This is a genomic window from Nocardia sp. NPDC004582 (genome assembly GCF_053602115.1).
On record NZ_JBSGCY010000002.1, the window covers coordinates 112,692 to 129,503 of the forward strand.

The window sequence follows — 16,812 nt, forward strand, 5'->3', positions numbered from 1 at the left end:
CCGAATCGCGGTCGCCCCCGCCGAATCCGCGACGGTCGTCGTCGTTGCCTCGTCCGCCACGCGACCGGTCCCAGCCACCGTTGCGGCCGCCACCGCCCGCGCTGGCGCGAGCGTCGTCGCCGAATGAGCGACCGCGGGGGCCTTCACCCGAACGCGATCCCGAAGTGCGGTCGCCGCGGCGGTCGTCGGTGCGGCCGCGATCTCCGGTGTCGCCACGGCCGCCGCCCGCACGCGAGCTGTAGCCGTCGCGGCCGCGCAGGCCGCCCGCGGAGCGGTTCGAGCCCGAATCGCGGTCTCCGGCAGGGCGTTCGCCGCGGCCGTAGCCGGCGCGGCGCTCGCCGCTGTCGGAGCCGCGGGTCGGGTTCGAGTTCGAGTCGTCGGCCGCTCCCGCCGAGGAGCGGCGGAAGGGGCGGCGGGGAGGGGTGTTGTCGGGGTTGGTCATTCGGTCACCGTGCCCGGCTCGAGGCGGGCGCCGCGGGCCCAGTCGAGGGCCGGCATCATGCGCTTGCCCGGGGGCTGGACCTGGGTGAGGCGGACCGCGGTGGTGGCGGTGCCGATGAAGACGCCGGTCTTGCGGACCTCGATGGTGCGGGCCGGGAGGGTTTCCTCCACCAGTTCGACCGGGCCGAGCTTGACGCGTTTGCCGTCGATCTCGGTGAAGGCGCCCGGGGCCGGGGTGACCGCGCGGATGCGGCGGGAGATGGCGAGAGCGGGCTGATCCCAGCGGATGCGGCCCGCTTCCGGTTCCACCTTGGGGGCGTAGGAGATGCCGTCCAACGGCTGCGGAACCGCTTGCACGGTGCCGTCTTCCACCGCGTCGAGGGTGGATTCGAGCAGCACCGAACCACTGTCGGCGAGCCGCTCCAGCAGGGTGCCCGCGGTGTCGGCGGGGGCGACCTTCTCGGTCATGGTGCCGAAGACGGGCCCGGTGTCGAGCCCCTTCTCGATGAGGAAGGTGGACGCGCCGGTGTATTCGTCACCCGCCAGCAGCGCCGACTGCACCGGCGCCGCGCCCCGCCAGGCGGGCAGCAGCGAGAAGTGCAGGTTGATCCAGCCGAACCGGGGGATCGCGAGCACCGTTTCGGGCAGCAGCGCGCCATAGGCCACCACCGGGCAGCAGTCGGGCGCGAGTTCGGTGAGCTGGGCGATGAATTCGGGCTCGGACGGCTTGCGCGGCGTGAACACCGGAATCCCGTGCTCGTCGGCCAGCTGCCCGATAGGCGAGCGGGTGATCTTGCGGCCGCGTCCGGCCACCGCGTCCGGCCGGGTCACCACCCCGACCACCTCGTGCCGCTCGGATTCGATGAGCCGCCGCAGCGACGGCACCGCCGGTTCGGGGGTTCCCGCGAAGACCAGACGCATATCAGCGGCTCCGTTCCCGGCCACCGGCCGAGGCGCGGCGGCCGCCGCCGATCTCGGACGCCGGCAGTATCGTGATTCCCTGTGTGAACCAAGACGATTCGCGAATCGTGCGCATGGCTTCCTTGCGCAGCGGCGATTCCAGCCGCTGCAGGAACAGCACACCGTCGAGGTGATCGGTCTCGTGCTGGACGCAGCGCGCCAGCAGTTCGTCGGCCCGGAACTCCACCGGCTTGCCGTCCTGGTCGACGCCGCGCGCGTGCACGGTCATCGGGCGGGTCACGTCGAACCGCACGCCCGGGATCGAGAGGCAGCCCTCGGGCCCGGTCTGGGTCTGCTCGCCCACGACCTCGAACACCGGGTTGATCAGATGCCCCTTGGCGTCGCCGGTGTCGTAGACGAAGACCCGCAGCCCGACCCCGATCTGCGGGGCCGCCATGCCGACGCCCCCGCTCTCGTACATGGTGTCGATGAGGTCGGTGACCAGCTGGCGCACCTCCCGGTCGAACGTCTCGACCTCCGCCGCGCGGGCGCGCAGGATCGGATCGCCGAACAGGCGGACAGGCTGGATGGTCACGGGCAGCTCCCGATAGCGAACGAATACGGTCGTCTCATTTTACGGACGCCCGCGACCCTCCTGATCAGGAATGCGCCGCCAACACGACATCGCTGATCCCGGTGCCGAACGGCACCGGCACGCAGACCGGTGTCACGGCGTGTCCGGGATCGAGCAGATTGACCACGAGCTGTTGCGCGAACGGGTCGTAGACCAGGTGGAAATGCCCGGTCAGGTCGGCCTCGCACTGATCCTGCAGCACAATGTTGACCGCGCCCGGACCGCGCAGCGCGATATTGGTGTTGGGCTGGATCATCTCATCCACCCGGCTGCCGATGGTCGTGTATTTCACACCCGGCACCGTGTCGCCGCCCGCGTTGAGGTCGGTGATGAACGGCGATCCCGCGGCCTGCTGGACCGCGGCGAGCGAGGAGCCGAACTCGACGAGCTTGTAGATGCCCGGCACCGCGTCGGCGATCGGCACCAGCCCGTACATGATCCCGCCGTAGCTGGGCGAGGCCATGCCGATCCACTGGCCGACCTTGGGCGCGCCACCGAGTTTGTTGATCCAGTAGCGAGTCACGCTCGCGCCCTGGGAGAAACCGACCAGATCCACCTGCGTGGCCCCGGTGGCGGCGAGCACCTGGTCGACGAAGACGCCGATCTGCGCGGAGCTGGCCCACACGTCCTCGGTGCCGAAGCTGTCCTTGCCCGGCTTGCCGCCGTAGTTCAGGGCGAACACGCAGATCCCGGCCTGCGCCAGCTGCGGGCTCAGGCCCGCCCAGTCGGAGTAGGCCGAGGAGTCGGTGCCGTGCGCGAGGATCACCGGCCGCGGGTGTTCGGCGGTCGGTCTGCAGCCGAAGTCGTTGGCGCCCTGGGGCGCGGCGTCCGGATGCTGTTTCAGATACTTGGCCGCCGCCAGATGCCCGGTCTGCGGCGGCCCCTGCTGGGCGGGCACCCCCAGGACCGGTGCGGCGGCCGGTTCGGCGTTCGCGAAGGTCCCCGCCGGGGTGGCGGCCGTGCCGATCACGGCGGCCGCCAGCGCCACTACCCCCACCGGTGCGGCGCGGCGCCAGAAGCCGCGCATCCGGTTCCGCTGTTGTCCCATGTCACAAGATCGCATGGGGCGCTGTTGTCCCATGTCACGATCTTGACCGGTTTCGAGCCGAAAGTCCCGGCGGTTTCCGGTGATTCGGAGCCGTCACTTTTCGGGTGTGTCGTCCTCGGCGAGGATCCGGTACAGCGAGCGGCGGGCCTCGGTGAGCACCTCGGCCGCCTTGGCCGCCTGATCCTTGGTGCCGACGGCGGCCACCTGGGCCACCGCGCCCATCAGCTGACCGACCAGTCCGCGCAGGTCCAGGGCCTGATCGCCGACACCGTCCTTGACGTCCTGCCAGGGGTCGCCCAGATCGGTGCGGTTGGCCTCGACGTACTCGAGTCCGGAGTCGGTGAGCTTGGCCGTCTTCCGGCCCGACACCTTCTCGATCAGCACCAGACCCTCGTCCTCGAGCTGGGCCAGCGCGGGGTAGATGGAGCCGGGGCTGGGACGCCAGACATCCTCGCTGCGTTCGCGAATCTGCTGGATCAGCTCGTAGCCGTGCATGGGCCGTTCCTGCAGCAGGAGCAGGATGGCGGCGCGGACATCGCCGCGCCGTCCGCGTCCGCCCCGGCCGCGACCGCGACCGAAGTGCGGGCCGGGGCCGAAGCCGGGACCGAAGTCCGGGCCGAAGCCACGGCCGTGGCCGTGGCGGTGCGGGCCGAATTCACCGCGCGGGCCGCGGGGCCCGCCTCGACGCATCCGCGGATGTTCGGGGCCCTGCTGCTCGTCGCCGCGTCGCCGCCAGGGGCCGCGGCCCCGTTCGATGTTGTCCATGTGTTCCATGGTCGTGCCTCCTTCAAGGCTCGTCGTTGCATTTGCTGATATCGACGATATATCGACAATCTATCCAAAGCAAGGGTGAACCGGAACACGAACCAACTGGTTTGGAGGTTAGGTGGTCAGGAGCCCGTGCGCGCGGACCGCATCCCACAGCCCGGTCGCCCGGTCTGCCGCCGGCAGCGGGTCGACCAGGGCGAACGCACAGCCCAGCGCCTTGGCGCCACCGTCGGCCGCCAGGCTGTCACCGACCATGAGGGCCCGATCGGGCGCCACCCCGAGGGCATCGAGGGCGGCTTCGAAGATGCGAGGATCCGGCTTCATGGCGCCGATCTCGTACGACAGCGCGAATTCATCGATATATCGATGCCAGCCGCGGTCGGCGAAGGCCGGGCGGATGTCGAAGGCGATATTGCTGACCACTCCCACCCGCAGACCGCTTTGGCGCAGTGCGCGCAGCACCTCGCCGGTGTCCGGATAGGGCGACCACTCCCCGGCGTCGCGCATGAGTTCGTAGAGCCGGATGGCCTGCGCGGCAGGGACACCGGACCGCTCGAGCACCCCGAGGTAGGCGCGGCGATGCAGCGCGGGATCGAGATCGCGGTTCTCCCAAGCGTATTGGTCATCGGCGTCGAACTCGACGAACTGACCGACGGGGGCGGTCATGCGGCGCATGATCTCGGCGATCTCATGGGCGTCGAGCAGGCGGCCATCGGCGTCGGTGAGGCGCGCGCCATGGAACGCCGCGTCGTCGAATCGGAAGAGCGTGCCGGAAAAGTCGAACAGCACCGCGTCGATCGCCATGCCGTCACCCTACACAGCAAACGCAGAGCTAACCGTCAAGCTGGCCTACTCCTCAACTTGTCTGAGGACTTTGCTAGGCTCGGAACATGACGGACCCGGTACTGAACGTGGACGACGTGACGGTGGTGCGGAGCGGAAACCCCATTCTGCAAGGGGTTTCGCTCACCGTTCACGCCGGTGAGCACTGGGCGCTACTGGGCCCCAACGGCGCCGGCAAGACCACGCTGCTACGCATGCTCGGCGCGTTCGAACATCCCACCCAGGGCGCTGTGGAGGTGCTCGGACAACGACTGGGACGGGTCGATATGCGGGCGCTGCGCGCCGGAATCGGACACGTCGATCCCCGCCACACGCCCAATGGCGCACTCACCGTGCGTGAGGTCGTGCTGACCGGCGCGACCAATACCGCGGCCCTGATCCCCCGCTGGCAGCCTTCCCCCGAGCAGCTGGCCGAGGCCGACCGCCTGATCGGCCTGCTCGGCCTGTCGCACCGCCGCGACGCGGACTGGCAGATCCTGTCCCAGGGCCAGCGCGGCCGCGCCCTGATCGCCCGCGCCCTCATGCCCAGTCCGCGCCTGCTCCTGCTCGACGAACCGGCCACCGGGCTGGATCTGGCCGGGCGCGAACAACTTCTGGAGCGCGTCGACCTGCTCCAGCGCACCCACCCGGAGCTGGCGTCGGTGCTGGTGACCCACCATCTGGAGGAACTCCCGCCCGGCACCACGCACGCCATGCTGCTGCGCGAGGGCCGCACGGTCGCGGCCGGTGCGGTCGACGAGGTGATCACCACCGCCCACATCAGCACCTGCTTCGACCATCCGGTCCGCATCCTGCGCGACGAGGGCCGCTGGAGCGTCAGACCCGTTCAGCCGCAACTGAACTGATCCGGTCGCCGGCGGCTCAGGTCGCCGGAACCAGCGAGTCGATCCACCGTTCCAGGCGCGCACCCTCGGCCGCCATCATCGCCGGATCGCGGAAAGTGTTCGTGAGCAGGGAAATTCCCTGATAGGCGGCCAGCAGCGCGACGGCGAGTTCCCGAGAGTCGCCGCGCCCCATCGCCGCGAATTGAGCGTCGATCCACTCCAGCAGCCCGCGCATGACGTCGGCGAGCTCGCGATCGAGGCCGTCCGCCCGTTTGTCCAGTTCGGTGGCGAGAGTACCCGAGGGACAACCGAATCGGGCGGCGACCTCCCGCTGCTCCACCCAGCCGCGCACCAGCGCCTTCAATCGCTGTGCGGGGGTGTCGATCTCGTCCAGAGCAGCGATGATGTCCCGCGCCGTGCGCTCGTGCGCGCCGATCGCCGCCTGGACCAGCTGATCCTTGGTCTTGAAGTAGTAGTACACATTCCCGACCGGCACGTCGGCGGCGCGCGCGATATCGGCGATGGTCGTCTTCTCCACGCCCTGCTCGTGGAAGACCTTGGCGGCGGCATCCGAGAGCCGCTCGCGCTTCCCGGTCGCCCGCACCACTGAGTCAGTCATACGACTAACTATAGACAACGGCCGGTCATGTGGCCTATGTTCGATTTAGTCAGCCAACTAACTCAGGAGTGAGACAGATGATCGTGGTAACCGGAGCGACCGGAAATGTCGGCAGCGCGCTCGTGCGCGAACTCGCGGAGGCCGGCGAGAAGGTGGTCGCCGTCTCGCGCGGCGAGAAGCCGATCGACCTACCCCACGGCGCCGAGCACCGCCGCGCCGACATCGGGGATCCGAGCAGCCTGGCCGAGGCCGTGACAGGCGCGGACAGCTTGTTCCTGCTCATCACCGGAGCACAGCTCGTCGAGGGGCCCGCACCCGCCGAGGTGCTGGAAACCGTTGCGGCGGCGGGTGTCCGGCGCGTGGTGTTCCTGTCCTCGCAGGGCGCGGTGACCCGGCCCGGCAGTGACGGATACGCGCGGACGCTGGCTTTCGAGCAGGCACTGGCGGCCTCGGAACTCGAGTGGACGGTGCTGCGGCCGGGTGGCTTCTTCACCAATACCTTCGCCTGGATCGAACCGGTCCGCGCGCAACGGATGATTCCCGCCCCCTTCGGGGATGTCGGTCTGCCGCAGGTGGATCCGGGCGATATCGCGGCCGTGGCCGCGGCCGCGCTGACGCGGGACGGCCATCACGGGCAGAGCTACACCGTGACCGGACCCGAACTCGTCACTCCGCGCGATCAGGCGGAGGCGCTGGCGGGAGCGCTCGGGGAGCCGTTGCGGTTCGTGGAGCTCAGCCGCGCGGAGGCCCGGGTCAACATGCTGCGCTTCATGCCGGAGTCCGTCGCGGACCACACCCTCACCATCCTCGGCGAGCCGACGCCCGAGGAGCAGCTGGTCAGCGGTGATGTCGAGCGGGTCCTCGGACGTCCCGCGACGGGGTACGCGCAGTGGGCGGCGCGCGTCGCACCGGCCTTCCGCTGATTTCGACCGTTGAATATTTCGTATGCATCAGCTTATCGTCTACATATGCATACGAAATCATTCTCCGAAGGCACCGTGCTCATGCCCTGGAATCCCGGCCCGAACGATCGGCGTCCGGGTCCGGTATTCGTCAGCGTGACCGACTTCCTCGCGGACTCCGAGGCCGAGGCACGCGACATCTATACGACGGGGCTGGAACTGGGCCGGACGTGGCCGGTCATGCAGGGCGCGGTGGGTCTGTGGTTGTGGGGCCGGCCCGCGGAGTTCCGGGGCGGCTCGATCTCGGTGTGGGAGTCCGAACGGGACATGCGCCGCTTCGTACGCTGGCCCGTCCACACCGAGATCGTGCGCGCCTGGCACGGCCGCATCGGCATCGGCCGCGATTCCTGGCAGGCCGACACCTTCGACGCCGACACCATCCTGACCCGCGCGGGCGACACGATCGAGAGGCCACACCGGCTCGCCGCATAGTCTGGTCCGCATGACAGACCGTCCGGACCTCGCAGCGATGATCGTCCCCCTGGGCCGCGCCCTCATGGCGGCCGAGCAACCGGTGCTGGCCGCGCACGGGCTGACCATGTGGGCGTATGTCGTACTGCTGCGGCTCGACGAGGGTCCGGCACGGGGTCAAGGGGTGCTGGCACAGGAGATCGGGGCGGACAAGACGCGGATCATCGCGGTGCTCGACGACCTCCAGGAACGCGGGCTCATCGAACGTCGCCCCGATCCGGCCGACCGCCGGGCCCGGCTGCTCGCACTCACCACCGAGGGCCGCCACCTGCGCGATGCCGCCCAGGCCGAGATCCAGGCGCAGGAGGATCGGCTGCTCGCCAAGTTGCCCGCCGCCGACCGCCGCGGCTTCCTCAACGCACTCACCGCGCTCGCCGCCCTCCCCCGCGACGAGATCACCGGTCCCTGACCAGGATCGAGGAGCGATCCGCGCGACGATCGGAAAAGATCTCGCACAGGAAACTCCCGCCACCGCGGTGATGCCGTGGCAGCGACAGACGCGCGTCGGGGTGGCCCGCGTCCTGCACGCGCTGAACGGCGGGTTCACTCCGGCCCGGGCCGGCGCTGCTGACTCGTTTCCCGGCTAGCCGATGTCGATCGGGTCGATCTGGACGCGCAGGGGGGCGTCGGAGCGGTGGGTGCTGCGGATGGCCTGGGCGGCGGTGAGCGCGCGGGACAGGGCGGCGCCGCCGGAGCGGTCGGCGCGCAGGATCATGCGTTCGACTTCGGCGGGAGAGTCGCCGGAGGAGAAGGGCTTTCGGGCGCCCGGAGGCAGGGGAACCGGCCCCAGTATTTCCACGTCGCCGGGAAGCTTTGCCTCGCCGAGCAATTCGGCGATGGAGTCGGAGGTGCCGTCGATGGCGGCGAAGCGGACCGCGGGCGGGAAGCGGACCTCGGTGCGCTGGTCGAGTTCGAAACCGGCGTGCCATACCGGGTCCCAGCGGACCAGGGCCTGCACGGTGGGCAGACCGGCGTCGGCCATGACGATGACGCGGCCGTCGGAGCGCACCAGGGCGGCGGCCGACATCCAGCGGCGCAGGGCATCCTCGGCGGCGCGCAGGTCGGCGCGGCCGAGCAGGGCCCAGCCATCGAGGAGCATGGCGACCGCGTAGCCGCCCGGCGCCGGGGGCTCCGCACCGATGGTGGAGACCACCACCTGCGGGCCCTCGGGTATGGAGTTCAGGATCGTGGAACCGCCCGAACCCCGCACGGGCACACCGGGAAACGCGCGACCGAGCTCCTCGGCGGTGCGGGAGGCGCCGATGACGACGGCCCGCAGCGCGCGCGACCCGCAGGAACCGCAGCGGAACGCCGCCTCGGTGATTCCGCACCAGCGGCAGGCCGGGCTCTGCGCCTCGGCGACACCTTCTCGCCCACTGCGCAAAGCGCCACGTGACGCGGGCGCGCTGTCCGGCAGCGCCAGAGGTCCGTTGCAGTGGCGGCAGCGTGCGGGGGTCCGGCATTTCGCGCAGGACAGGGCGGGGATATAGCCGCGGCGCGGGACCTGAACCAGCACGGCCCCACCGGCTTTGAGCGCCTTGCGCGCCTCCATGAACGCCACCGCCGGAATCCGGATCGCCTGCGCGATGGGATCCCGCTCCAGCGCGGCGTCGGTATCGCCGGGCGCGGTGATGCGCGGCATCGCCTGCCGCACCACGGCCCGGTCCGCGAGCAGGTCGTGCGCCCACCCGGATTCGACGATCGCCTGCACCTCGGCGGTCCGCGCGAACCCGCCCGCCACGAACGCCGCGCCCGTCTCGTGCGCCCGCAGCATCGCCACTTCCCGCGCGTGCGGATACGGCGACCGCGGCTCGGCGAACGTATCGTCGCCGTCGTCCCAGATGGCGATCAACCCGAGATCACGCACCGGCGAGAACACCGCACTGCGAGTCCCCACCACCACCTTGGCCTGCCCCCGCAACACCGACAGCCACCGCCGATACCGCGCCGACGGCCCCAACCCCGCCGCCAACCCGACCGCCGACTCCCCCACCAGCGCAACACATTCCGCCAGCACCCGATCCAGGTCCCGCTGATCCGGCACCATGATCACCGCCCCGCGCCCGCCCCGCACGGTCACCGCCGCCAACTCCGCCAGCCGCTTGGCCCAATCCTCCCCCGGCAACGCCTGCCACCCGGCCCGCGGCCCCCGCCCGGCCGCCAGCGCACCCAGGAACGAGTGCCCGTGCGCGTACCGGCCCCACTCGGGGAACTCGGACGCCCACGACCGCGGCGAAGCAGTGCTCACCGCTTGCGGCCCCGTCTCGCCCTGCGACTTGGCCTCCCTGTCCGACCCGGTCAAGCCGTCCGGGCGCGCCACGCCGTCCGCCCCGGTCTCGACTGGCGACCCGGCCAGGCCGTTCGACCCGTTCGCGCCGTTCGACGCCATCGAGGAGTCATCGGTTGCGCCGATGGGCACGGACCGATCGCGCTGTGCGGCAGGACCGTTCGCGGTGTTCGCGGTATCTGCCGTGACCTCGAGGCTCGCGGATTCGACCGCAGTAGGCGTCCGCACCTGCTCGATGCCAGTACCGCCGACCGCCTCACCCGCGGTGATGACATCGACATCGCAAGCGGGATCACCGACTGTGCCGACGACCGCGGACTCTTCGACGGCCGCGGCATCGGCGATCGGCGCGGCATCGCCGGATACGACACCGTCGGTAACCGTGCCGCTCGCCGCGGTGTCGGAATCGGCGGCCGCGGAGTCGTCGCGGCGCGGATCAGCCTGCGCGGCAATTCCGTCAGCGGTTCGGTATGCCGAGGTGGCCGACGCGGCGGCCGCATCGTCCGGTTGTTCCGCGCCGGAGGGTGCGACGGCGTCGAGGTCGACGACCCCGTCGACAGCGGTGATCGATTCGGCGGCGGCGTTCTTCTTCGAAGCGCGCTTGGGCTTTTCGGGCTTGTCCGTGCCCTCGGTTTCGACCTTCGCGTGGCGGGGCGGGATGGCCAGGCGCAGGACGTCGGCTCGGGTGCCGGCGTAGCGGGCCGCGACGGCGGTGACGAGCTTCAGGATCTCGGGGGTGAGGACGCGCTCGCCCGACACCACGCGTTCGAGGCGGACGAGTTTGCCGGTGTGGGCGGATCTTTCGAGGCGCTCGAGCAGGTAGCCGTCGATGAGGCGGCCGGAGAAGCGAACTCGGACCCGGACGCCCGGCTGGGCGATGTCGTCCAGCTCAGGAGGGACGACGTAGTCGAAATCGCGGTCCAGGTGGGCGGGTTCGAGCAGGGGCAGGACGCGGGCGATGGGGCGTGCCGTGCCAACGACGCTGGGAGCGGTGCCAACGACGGCGGGAGCGTCGGGCTCGGAGGGGGACTCCGTGCCCGACGCTCCCGTCGAGAACTGTTGGGTGCCGGTCAATTACAGCCCGGCGGCCGCGCGCAGCTTCTCCGCGCGGTCGGTGCGCTCCCACGGCAGATCGACATCCGTGCGGCCGAAGTGGCCGTAGGCGGCGGTCGGCGCGTAGATCGGGCGCAGCAGGTCCAGGTCGCGGATGATCGCGCCGGGCCGCAGGTCGAAGACCTCACCGATGGCGTCGGAGATCTTGATCGGGTCGATCCGCTCGGTGCCGAAGGTCTCGACGAACAGGCCGACCGGGGCCGCCTTGCCGATGGCGTAGGCGACCTGAACCTCGACCCGCTCGGCCAGGCCGGCGGCGACGACGTTCTTGGCGACCCAGCGCATGGCGTAGGCGGCCGAGCGGTCCACCTTCGACGGGTCCTTGCCGGAGAAGGCGCCGCCACCGTGGCGGGCCATGCCGCCGTAGGTGTCGACGATGATCTTGCGGCCGGTCAGGCCCGCGTCACCCATCGGGCCGCCGAGCACGAACTTGCCGGTCGGGTTGACCAGCAGGCGCACGTCGGAGGTGTCGAGCGGGTTGGGCAGCTGCAGCTCGGACAGGACCGCGTCGACGACCTTCTCGCGGATGTCGGGGGCCAGCAGGTTGTCCAGGTCGATGTCGGCCGCGTGCTGGGTCGAGATGACGACGGTGTCGAGGCGCTTGGGGATGGCGCCGTCGTACTCGATGGTGACCTGGGTCTTGCCGTCGGGCCGCAGGTACGGCAGCACGCCGGTCTTGCGGACCTCGGTCAGACGCCGGGACAGCTTGTGCGCCAGCGAGATCGGCAGCGGCATCAGCTCCGGGGTCTCGACGGTGGCGTAACCGAACATCAGGCCCTGGTCGCCCGCGCCCTGACGGGCGATCTCGTCGTCCTCGCCGCCCACGCGGGCCTCGTGCGAGGTGTCCACGCCCTGGGCGATATCGGGCGACTGCGCGCCGATCGCGACGTTGACGCCGCAGGACGCGCCGTCGAAACCCTTTGCGGAGGAGTCGTATCCGATCTCCAGGACCTTCTCGCGGACGATGGTCGGAATGTCGGCGTAGGCCGAGGTGGTGACCTCACCGGCCACGTGCACCTGACCGGTGGTCACCAGGGTCTCCACCGCGACCCGGCTGCGCGGATCGGCCGCGAGCAACGCGTCGAGGATGGAATCGCTGATGGCATCACAGATCTTGTCGGGATGACCTTCGGTCACCGACTCACTGGTGAATAGGCGGCTGCCAGACGTGCGCACAGTTGTTCCCTCTCCCTCAACGGGTTTCTCGTATCGGGTGGCGACAGTAGCGTCTCCGCGCCATCGCACAACCCTTTGTCTCAGGTTATTCCAATATGTTCGTCACAGGGGCGAACCACCGCCGTGACGGACGTATTGCGACTCAGACACCCGCCGCGACCTGCGCGGAAGGTGTCCGAACCCTGCGGTGCCGAGGCTTCAGCGGAGCAAGGGACCGAGTGCGTCCAGCACTCGGCTAGCCAGTAGCGCCTTGGACCCGTGGTCCAGGGCGATCTCGGTGCCGTCGGCGCCGAGCAACCAGCCGTCGTTGGTATCGACCTCGAAGGCCTTCCCTTCCCCGACGGCGTTCACGACCAGCAGGTCGCAGCCTTTGCGGGCCAGTTTGGCCCGGGCGTGGGTGAGCACGTCGGCGTGCTCGTCCCCGGTCTCGGCGGCGAAGCCGACGATCGCGGTGCCCGGTAGGTGCCCGTCGCGACGAGCCTGTACCAACCCGGCAAGGATATCGGGTGTCTTGGCGAGCTCGATCGAATTCGGTTCGCCCGCACCCTTTTTGATTTTGGACGCGGCCACGTTGACCGGCCGGAAATCGGCGACCGCGGCGGCCATGATGACGGCGTCCGCGCCGAGCGCGTGCTTGTCGACGGCCACCTTCAACTGGTCGGCGGAGGTCACGTGCACCACCTCGACGGCGGCCGGGGCCTCCAGGCCGATGGTGTTGCCCGCGATCAGCGTCACCTGCGCGCCACGCTGAGCGGCCAGGCGCGCGATGGCGTAGCCCTGCTTGCCCGAACTCCGGTTACCCAGGAAGCGGACCGGATCCAGCGCCTCACGGGTGCCGCCGGCCGAGACCACCACGCGGCGGCCCTCCAGGTCGCGCGGCAGCGCGTCGGCGCGCTCGAGCAGCAGCCGGGCCAGCCCGAAGATCTCCTCCGGCTCGGGCAGCCGGCCCGGACCGGTGTCGGTGCCGGTCAGGCGGCCCGAGGCGGGTTCCATCACGGTCGCGCCGTGCGCGCGCAGTGTCGCCACGTTCGCCCGGGTGGCCGGGTGCTCCCACATCTCGGTGTGCATGGCCGGGGCGAACAGGACCGGACAGCGCGCGGTCAGCAGCGTCGCGGTGAGCAGGTCGTCGGCGCGGCCCTGCGCGGCGCGGGCCATGAGGTCCGCGGTGGCGGGGGCGATGACGACCAGATCGGCCTCCTGGCCGAGGCGCACGTGCGGCACCTCGGGCACATCGGCGAAGACACCGGTGTGCACGGGATGGCCGGACAGCGCCTCGAAGGTGGCCTTGCCGACGAATTGCAGCGCCGACTCGGTGGGAATGACACGAACCTCGTGCCCGGTTTCGGTGAACCGGCGCACGAGGTTGCAGCTCTTGTAGGCGGCGATACCGCCGCCGACGCCGACGACGACTCGGGTCACCGCGGTTTTACTCCCCTTCGGAGTGCTCGAGCAGGTCGGCGTGGATCTCGCGCATGGCCACCGACAGCGGCTTCTCCTGCAGACCCGGCTCGACCAGCGGACCGACGTATTCGAGAATGCCGTCGCCGAGCTGGTTGTAGTAATCGTTGATCTGCCGCGCGCGCTTGGCCGCGTAGATGACCAGCGCGTACTTGGACGAAGTCCGCTCCAGCAGTTCGTCGATCGGCGGGTTGGTGAGGCCGACCGGAGTGTCGTAGGCGGGAACGGTCTTGAGGTCCGTACTCACTAGGAAGGCTCCTGCGGGGTTGTTCGGAAGGATGGCTTCCCGGCTCACTTCGAAGATGAGCCGGATGTTCGGGTTCCGCGGTTCGAGAACTAGGACCCCGAATTTGTGCTAACGAACAACGATACCAACTGCTCGCAGGCGCTGGTCACGTGGTCGTTCACGATCACGATGTCGAACTCGTCACACGCGGCCAGTTCGGTGCGCGCGGTCTGGAGCCGACGCTCGATGACCTCGGGCGATTCGGTCCCGCGCGAGGTCAGGCGGGACACCAGCTCGTCCCAGCTGGGTGGGGCCAGGAAGACCAGCAGGCCTTCCGGCATGGATTGGCGGATCGAGCGCGCGCCTTCGAGGTCGACCTCGATCAGGACGTGGTGTCCGGAGGCGAGCGCTTCCCGCACGGGTGCGGCCGGGGTGCCCGACCGCTGCAGTCCACCATGGATATCGGCCCATTCGAGCATTTCGCCGCCATCGATCATGGCGTCGAACTTCTCGCGGGTGACGAAATGGTAGTCCTGGCCGTCGACCTCCCCGGGCCGCGGAGCCCGGGTGGTGGCCGACACACTGAATACCAATTCGGGCAGTCGTTCGCGCACGCAGCGCACGACGGTGGACTTGCCGACGGCCGAGGGGCCGACCAGTACTACCAGTCGACCCTTCCGAGTGTGTTCGACCACCCTCGGATTATTCGGCGCTGAAGTCGAACCGGGCCAGCAGCGCCTTACGCTGCCGGTCGCCCAGTCCGCGCAGGCGGCGGGTGGGAGCGATCTCGAGCTCGCTCATGATCTCGGCAGCCTTGACCTTGCCAACCTTCGGCAGGGCCTCGAGCAGGGCCGAAACCTTCATCTTGCCGAGGACTTCGTCCTTCTCGGCGTCCGCAAGGACCGTCTTCAGATCGGTGCCACCACGCTTCAAGCGCTCCTTGAGCTCCGCCCGAGCGCGGCGAGCGGCAGCCGCCTTCTCCAAAGCAGCGGCGCGCTGCTCGTCAGTCAGCTGGGGAAGGGCCACGGTTCCTCCGTCTCATCGTTCATTGCTTGATCTACCTCCGGTAACCCGGTGGTCTCAGCGACCGTACCCACGACGCTTGCCGATTGCGAACCCACCCCCCAGGTCAGCGCGTGATTCGGCGCGCGACCGGGCCGGATGCACACCGCCGGGGGCGCCGCCGCACCGGGCGCGGCCGGCGGCTCGGCACGGCCGCGAATAGCCTTGCGGCCAGGGCTTTTTCGGGTTCTCGACCGGGCGTTCGAGGGCCCGGACTGGCCCCGGATGAAACCGTGACCGAGCTGTAATCACGCGACCTGGATTTTTCTTGGATTTCTCGGCGTGTCGTTCGAATCCGTAGCGCGTGTCGCGCATCACCGAGGCCCGTTCCGAGACCTTGAAAACTCGCAAATCAGACACCTTCCGATGCAGGTCGGACCCGGTGCCGCCACTTGGCTCGACGCCCGGACGGCCCGTTTCCGGCCCTCACGCGGCCGCTGACGCGCGAAACCCGGCCGATACATGCGAGGACCCGCCCATCGCCCGGGCGGGCGGGAGCGGGTCGATCCGGACAAGCGTTCGATCGGGCTTCGACCGTCACCTCACAGGGCCGGATGGTTCGCCGAGGGCGAACAAGCTCGGATCAGTCCGAGTACTGGCACAACTCCACGAGCGTGCCCTCGGGAGCGCGCACATGACCCACGCGCATGCCCCACGCGGGCTGGTCGGCGGGCTCGCCGACGACGACCGCGCCGCGCTCGCGCAGCACGGCGATCGCCTGGTCCACGTCGGCGACCCGCAAAACCACCACGGCCGTGTCGATTTCGCCGCGCGGCCGGTGCTCGGCGCCGATGGCCGCGTCCATGTAGGCGCGGGTGAACAGCGCGAGATCCTGCGTGCCGACGGCGAAGCAGGCGTAGGGCCCGTCCTCGGTCTCGGGCACATCGCCCTCGATCTCGGCCTTGAGCCGCAGTCCCAGCACATCGCGATAGAACCGGAAGCTGGACGCGAAATCGTCGACCAGGATGCGGGTTTGGGCGTACGAGAGCAGTCCCAGGGCGGCGTCGGACATGAGAAATCCCACCTTTCTACCGAGCGGTCCGGTTCAGGCCAGCCAGAAATCCCGCAGCCCGGGCGCCGTCTCCCCGCCCTGCCGCACCCCGGCCTCGTAGGCGGGCACCAGCGCGTCCGCGCTGAACAGGTTCGGGCCGAAGGCGGCGATGGCATCGGCGTCGGGGACCACGAACACCGTTGCCGCGCCGCCCAGATCGCGGTCGGAGGGGGCGTGCGGGAACAGGTGCGCCAGCGGTTCGATGACCAGCATCCGCTCGGCTCCCGCCGCCAGATCGGCATTGATGGGCGAGCGCATGCCGCCGTCGAAGTAGTGGACGCCGTCGATCGGAATCGGCGGGAAGACACCGGGAACCGCGGTGCTCGAGGCCAATGCCTCGGGCAGCGTGGCCTTCCCGTCGGGGGTCCAGACTTGGAGTTCCCCGGTGTCGACGCTGATGGCGGTGATCAGCAGATCACGCTGCGGCCAGTCGCTGTGGCCGACGAACGCGCCGATGCGGGCGATGTGCGCGGCCGGGTCGCCGAGGTTCATCTCCAGGGCCCGGACGCCCGCACGACGACGCGCCTCGGCCGGGTCCAGGCCGCGCGTGGCGAGCAGGTCGAGGATCTCGCCGAAGCTGTTCGGGTCGAACCTGATCGGCTCGAGTTCGGCGGTCCCGGTGTCGGGCCGCCGCAACAGCAGGTTCAGGTCGACGTCGGCGGCCAGGGCCGCGCCGACGACGGCTCCGGCGGAGGTGCCGACGATTCGGTCGGCCGCGGCCGGGTCGATGCCGGCCTCGCGCAGGGCGATGACGACACCCGCCATCCAGCTCAGGCCGACCGCACCACCTCCACCCAGTACGAGCGCACGGTGAATTCCCTTGGGCGGCATCGCGGCAGACATGAGCCCACTGTATCCGCGACAGGCAAGGAAACGGAGGATATCCCTCCGAAAAGACTCGTGGCACCGGATCGGACCCGGTGCCACGA

General features: G+C 69.9%; 18 protein-coding genes. 4 read left to right on the forward strand and 14 right to left on the reverse strand.

Annotated elements, in window-relative coordinates:
• Positions 1-438: 438 nt before the first annotated feature.
• The 5 genes from fmt to ACWELJ_RS01275 form a co-directional block, all read right to left on the reverse strand.
• Positions 439-1,362: a methionyl-tRNA formyltransferase gene (gene fmt, locus ACWELJ_RS01255; protein WP_452364171.1), complete on the reverse strand. Its 924-nt coding sequence runs from the start codon at positions 1,360-1,362 to the stop codon at positions 439-441.
• A 1-nt stretch (position 1,363) separates the two neighbouring features.
• Positions 1,364-1,936 (reverse strand): peptide deformylase, encoded by a 573-nt coding sequence (gene def / locus ACWELJ_RS01260; protein WP_452364172.1) that lies wholly within the window; start codon positions 1,934-1,936, stop codon positions 1,364-1,366.
• Positions 1,937-2,000: 64 nt separating this feature from the next.
• A complete protein-coding gene (locus tag ACWELJ_RS01265; RefSeq protein ID WP_452364173.1) occupies positions 2,001-3,023 on the reverse strand; it encodes a lipase family alpha/beta hydrolase in 1,023 nt (340 codons plus the stop codon).
• Between the two features lie 93 nt (positions 3,024-3,116).
• The gene (locus ACWELJ_RS01270; RefSeq protein ID WP_452364204.1) at positions 3,117-3,713 is read right to left on the reverse strand and encodes a PadR family transcriptional regulator; all 597 of its coding nucleotides are present in this window, start codon (positions 3,711-3,713) and stop codon (positions 3,117-3,119) included.
• Between the two features lie 192 nt (positions 3,714-3,905).
• Positions 3,906-4,595 (reverse strand): HAD family hydrolase, encoded by a 690-nt coding sequence (locus ACWELJ_RS01275; RefSeq protein WP_452364174.1) that lies wholly within the window; start codon positions 4,593-4,595, stop codon positions 3,906-3,908.
• Positions 4,596-4,681: 86 nt separating this feature from the next.
• Here ACWELJ_RS01275 and ACWELJ_RS01280 point away from each other — a divergent pair, with 86 nt between their 5' ends.
• Positions 4,682-5,479, forward strand: a complete 798-nt coding sequence (locus tag ACWELJ_RS01280) for an ABC transporter ATP-binding protein (protein ID WP_452364175.1) — start codon at positions 4,682-4,684, stop codon at positions 5,477-5,479.
• A 16-nt stretch (positions 5,480-5,495) separates the two neighbouring features.
• Here ACWELJ_RS01280 and ACWELJ_RS01285 read toward each other — a convergent pair whose 3' ends face one another.
• Positions 5,496-6,077 carry a TetR/AcrR family transcriptional regulator gene (locus ACWELJ_RS01285; protein ID WP_452364176.1) on the reverse strand — a complete coding sequence of 194 codons (582 nt, stop codon included), beginning with the start codon at positions 6,075-6,077 and terminating at the stop codon, positions 5,496-5,498.
• A gap of 77 nt (positions 6,078-6,154) precedes the next feature.
• On the opposite strand from ACWELJ_RS01285, the gene ACWELJ_RS01290 reads away from it, so the two are divergent.
• Genes ACWELJ_RS01290 through ACWELJ_RS01300 form a run of 3 tightly spaced genes read left to right on the forward strand, consistent with a single transcriptional unit; the run spans position 6,155 to position 7,919 of the window.
• Positions 6,155-7,000, forward strand: a complete 846-nt coding sequence (locus ACWELJ_RS01290; protein WP_452364177.1) for an SDR family oxidoreductase — start codon at positions 6,155-6,157, stop codon at positions 6,998-7,000.
• A 45-nt stretch (positions 7,001-7,045) separates the two neighbouring features.
• Positions 7,046-7,471 (forward strand): hypothetical protein, encoded by a 426-nt coding sequence (locus ACWELJ_RS01295; RefSeq protein WP_452364178.1) that lies wholly within the window; start codon positions 7,046-7,048, stop codon positions 7,469-7,471.
• A gap of 10 nt (positions 7,472-7,481) precedes the next feature.
• Positions 7,482-7,919 carry a MarR family winged helix-turn-helix transcriptional regulator gene (locus tag ACWELJ_RS01300; RefSeq protein WP_452364179.1) on the forward strand — a complete coding sequence of 146 codons (438 nt, stop codon included), beginning with the start codon at positions 7,482-7,484 and terminating at the stop codon, positions 7,917-7,919.
• 174 nt (positions 7,920-8,093) lie between these two features.
• Here the strand turns inward: ACWELJ_RS01300 and ACWELJ_RS01305 are convergent, their stop codons facing one another.
• From ACWELJ_RS01305 to ACWELJ_RS01340, 8 genes are all read right to left on the reverse strand, one after another.
• The gene (locus ACWELJ_RS01305; RefSeq protein WP_452364205.1) at positions 8,094-10,757 is read right to left on the reverse strand and encodes a primosomal protein N' family DNA-binding protein; all 2,664 of its coding nucleotides are present in this window, start codon (positions 10,755-10,757) and stop codon (positions 8,094-8,096) included.
• Between the two features lie 114 nt (positions 10,758-10,871).
• On the reverse strand, positions 10,872-12,086 hold the full coding sequence (gene metK / locus ACWELJ_RS01310; protein WP_452364180.1) for a methionine adenosyltransferase: 1,215 nt from the start codon (positions 12,084-12,086) through the stop codon (positions 10,872-10,874).
• Positions 12,087-12,284: 198 nt separating this feature from the next.
• Positions 12,285-13,505 carry a bifunctional phosphopantothenoylcysteine decarboxylase/phosphopantothenate--cysteine ligase CoaBC gene (gene coaBC, locus ACWELJ_RS01315; RefSeq protein ID WP_379097855.1) on the reverse strand — a complete coding sequence of 407 codons (1,221 nt, stop codon included), beginning with the start codon at positions 13,503-13,505 and terminating at the stop codon, positions 12,285-12,287.
• 7 nt (positions 13,506-13,512) lie between these two features.
• Positions 13,513-13,791 (reverse strand): DNA-directed RNA polymerase subunit omega, encoded by a 279-nt coding sequence (gene rpoZ, locus ACWELJ_RS01320; RefSeq protein WP_213556271.1) that lies wholly within the window; start codon positions 13,789-13,791, stop codon positions 13,513-13,515.
• An 89-nt stretch (positions 13,792-13,880) separates the two neighbouring features.
• Positions 13,881-14,465, reverse strand: coding sequence for a guanylate kinase (gmk, locus tag ACWELJ_RS01325; RefSeq protein WP_452364181.1), 585 nt, complete (start codon positions 14,463-14,465; stop codon positions 13,881-13,883).
• A 7-nt stretch (positions 14,466-14,472) separates the two neighbouring features.
• Positions 14,473-14,796 (reverse strand): integration host factor, actinobacterial type, encoded by a 324-nt coding sequence (gene mihF / locus ACWELJ_RS01330; protein ID WP_033086940.1) that lies wholly within the window; start codon positions 14,794-14,796, stop codon positions 14,473-14,475.
• 619 nt (positions 14,797-15,415) lie between these two features.
• Positions 15,416-15,844 (reverse strand): VOC family protein, encoded by a 429-nt coding sequence (locus ACWELJ_RS01335; RefSeq protein ID WP_452364182.1) that lies wholly within the window; start codon positions 15,842-15,844, stop codon positions 15,416-15,418.
• A gap of 33 nt (positions 15,845-15,877) precedes the next feature.
• On the reverse strand, positions 15,878-16,726 hold the full coding sequence (locus ACWELJ_RS01340; RefSeq protein ID WP_452364183.1) for a patatin-like phospholipase family protein: 849 nt from the start codon (positions 16,724-16,726) through the stop codon (positions 15,878-15,880).
• Positions 16,727-16,812 lie beyond the last annotated feature (86 nt).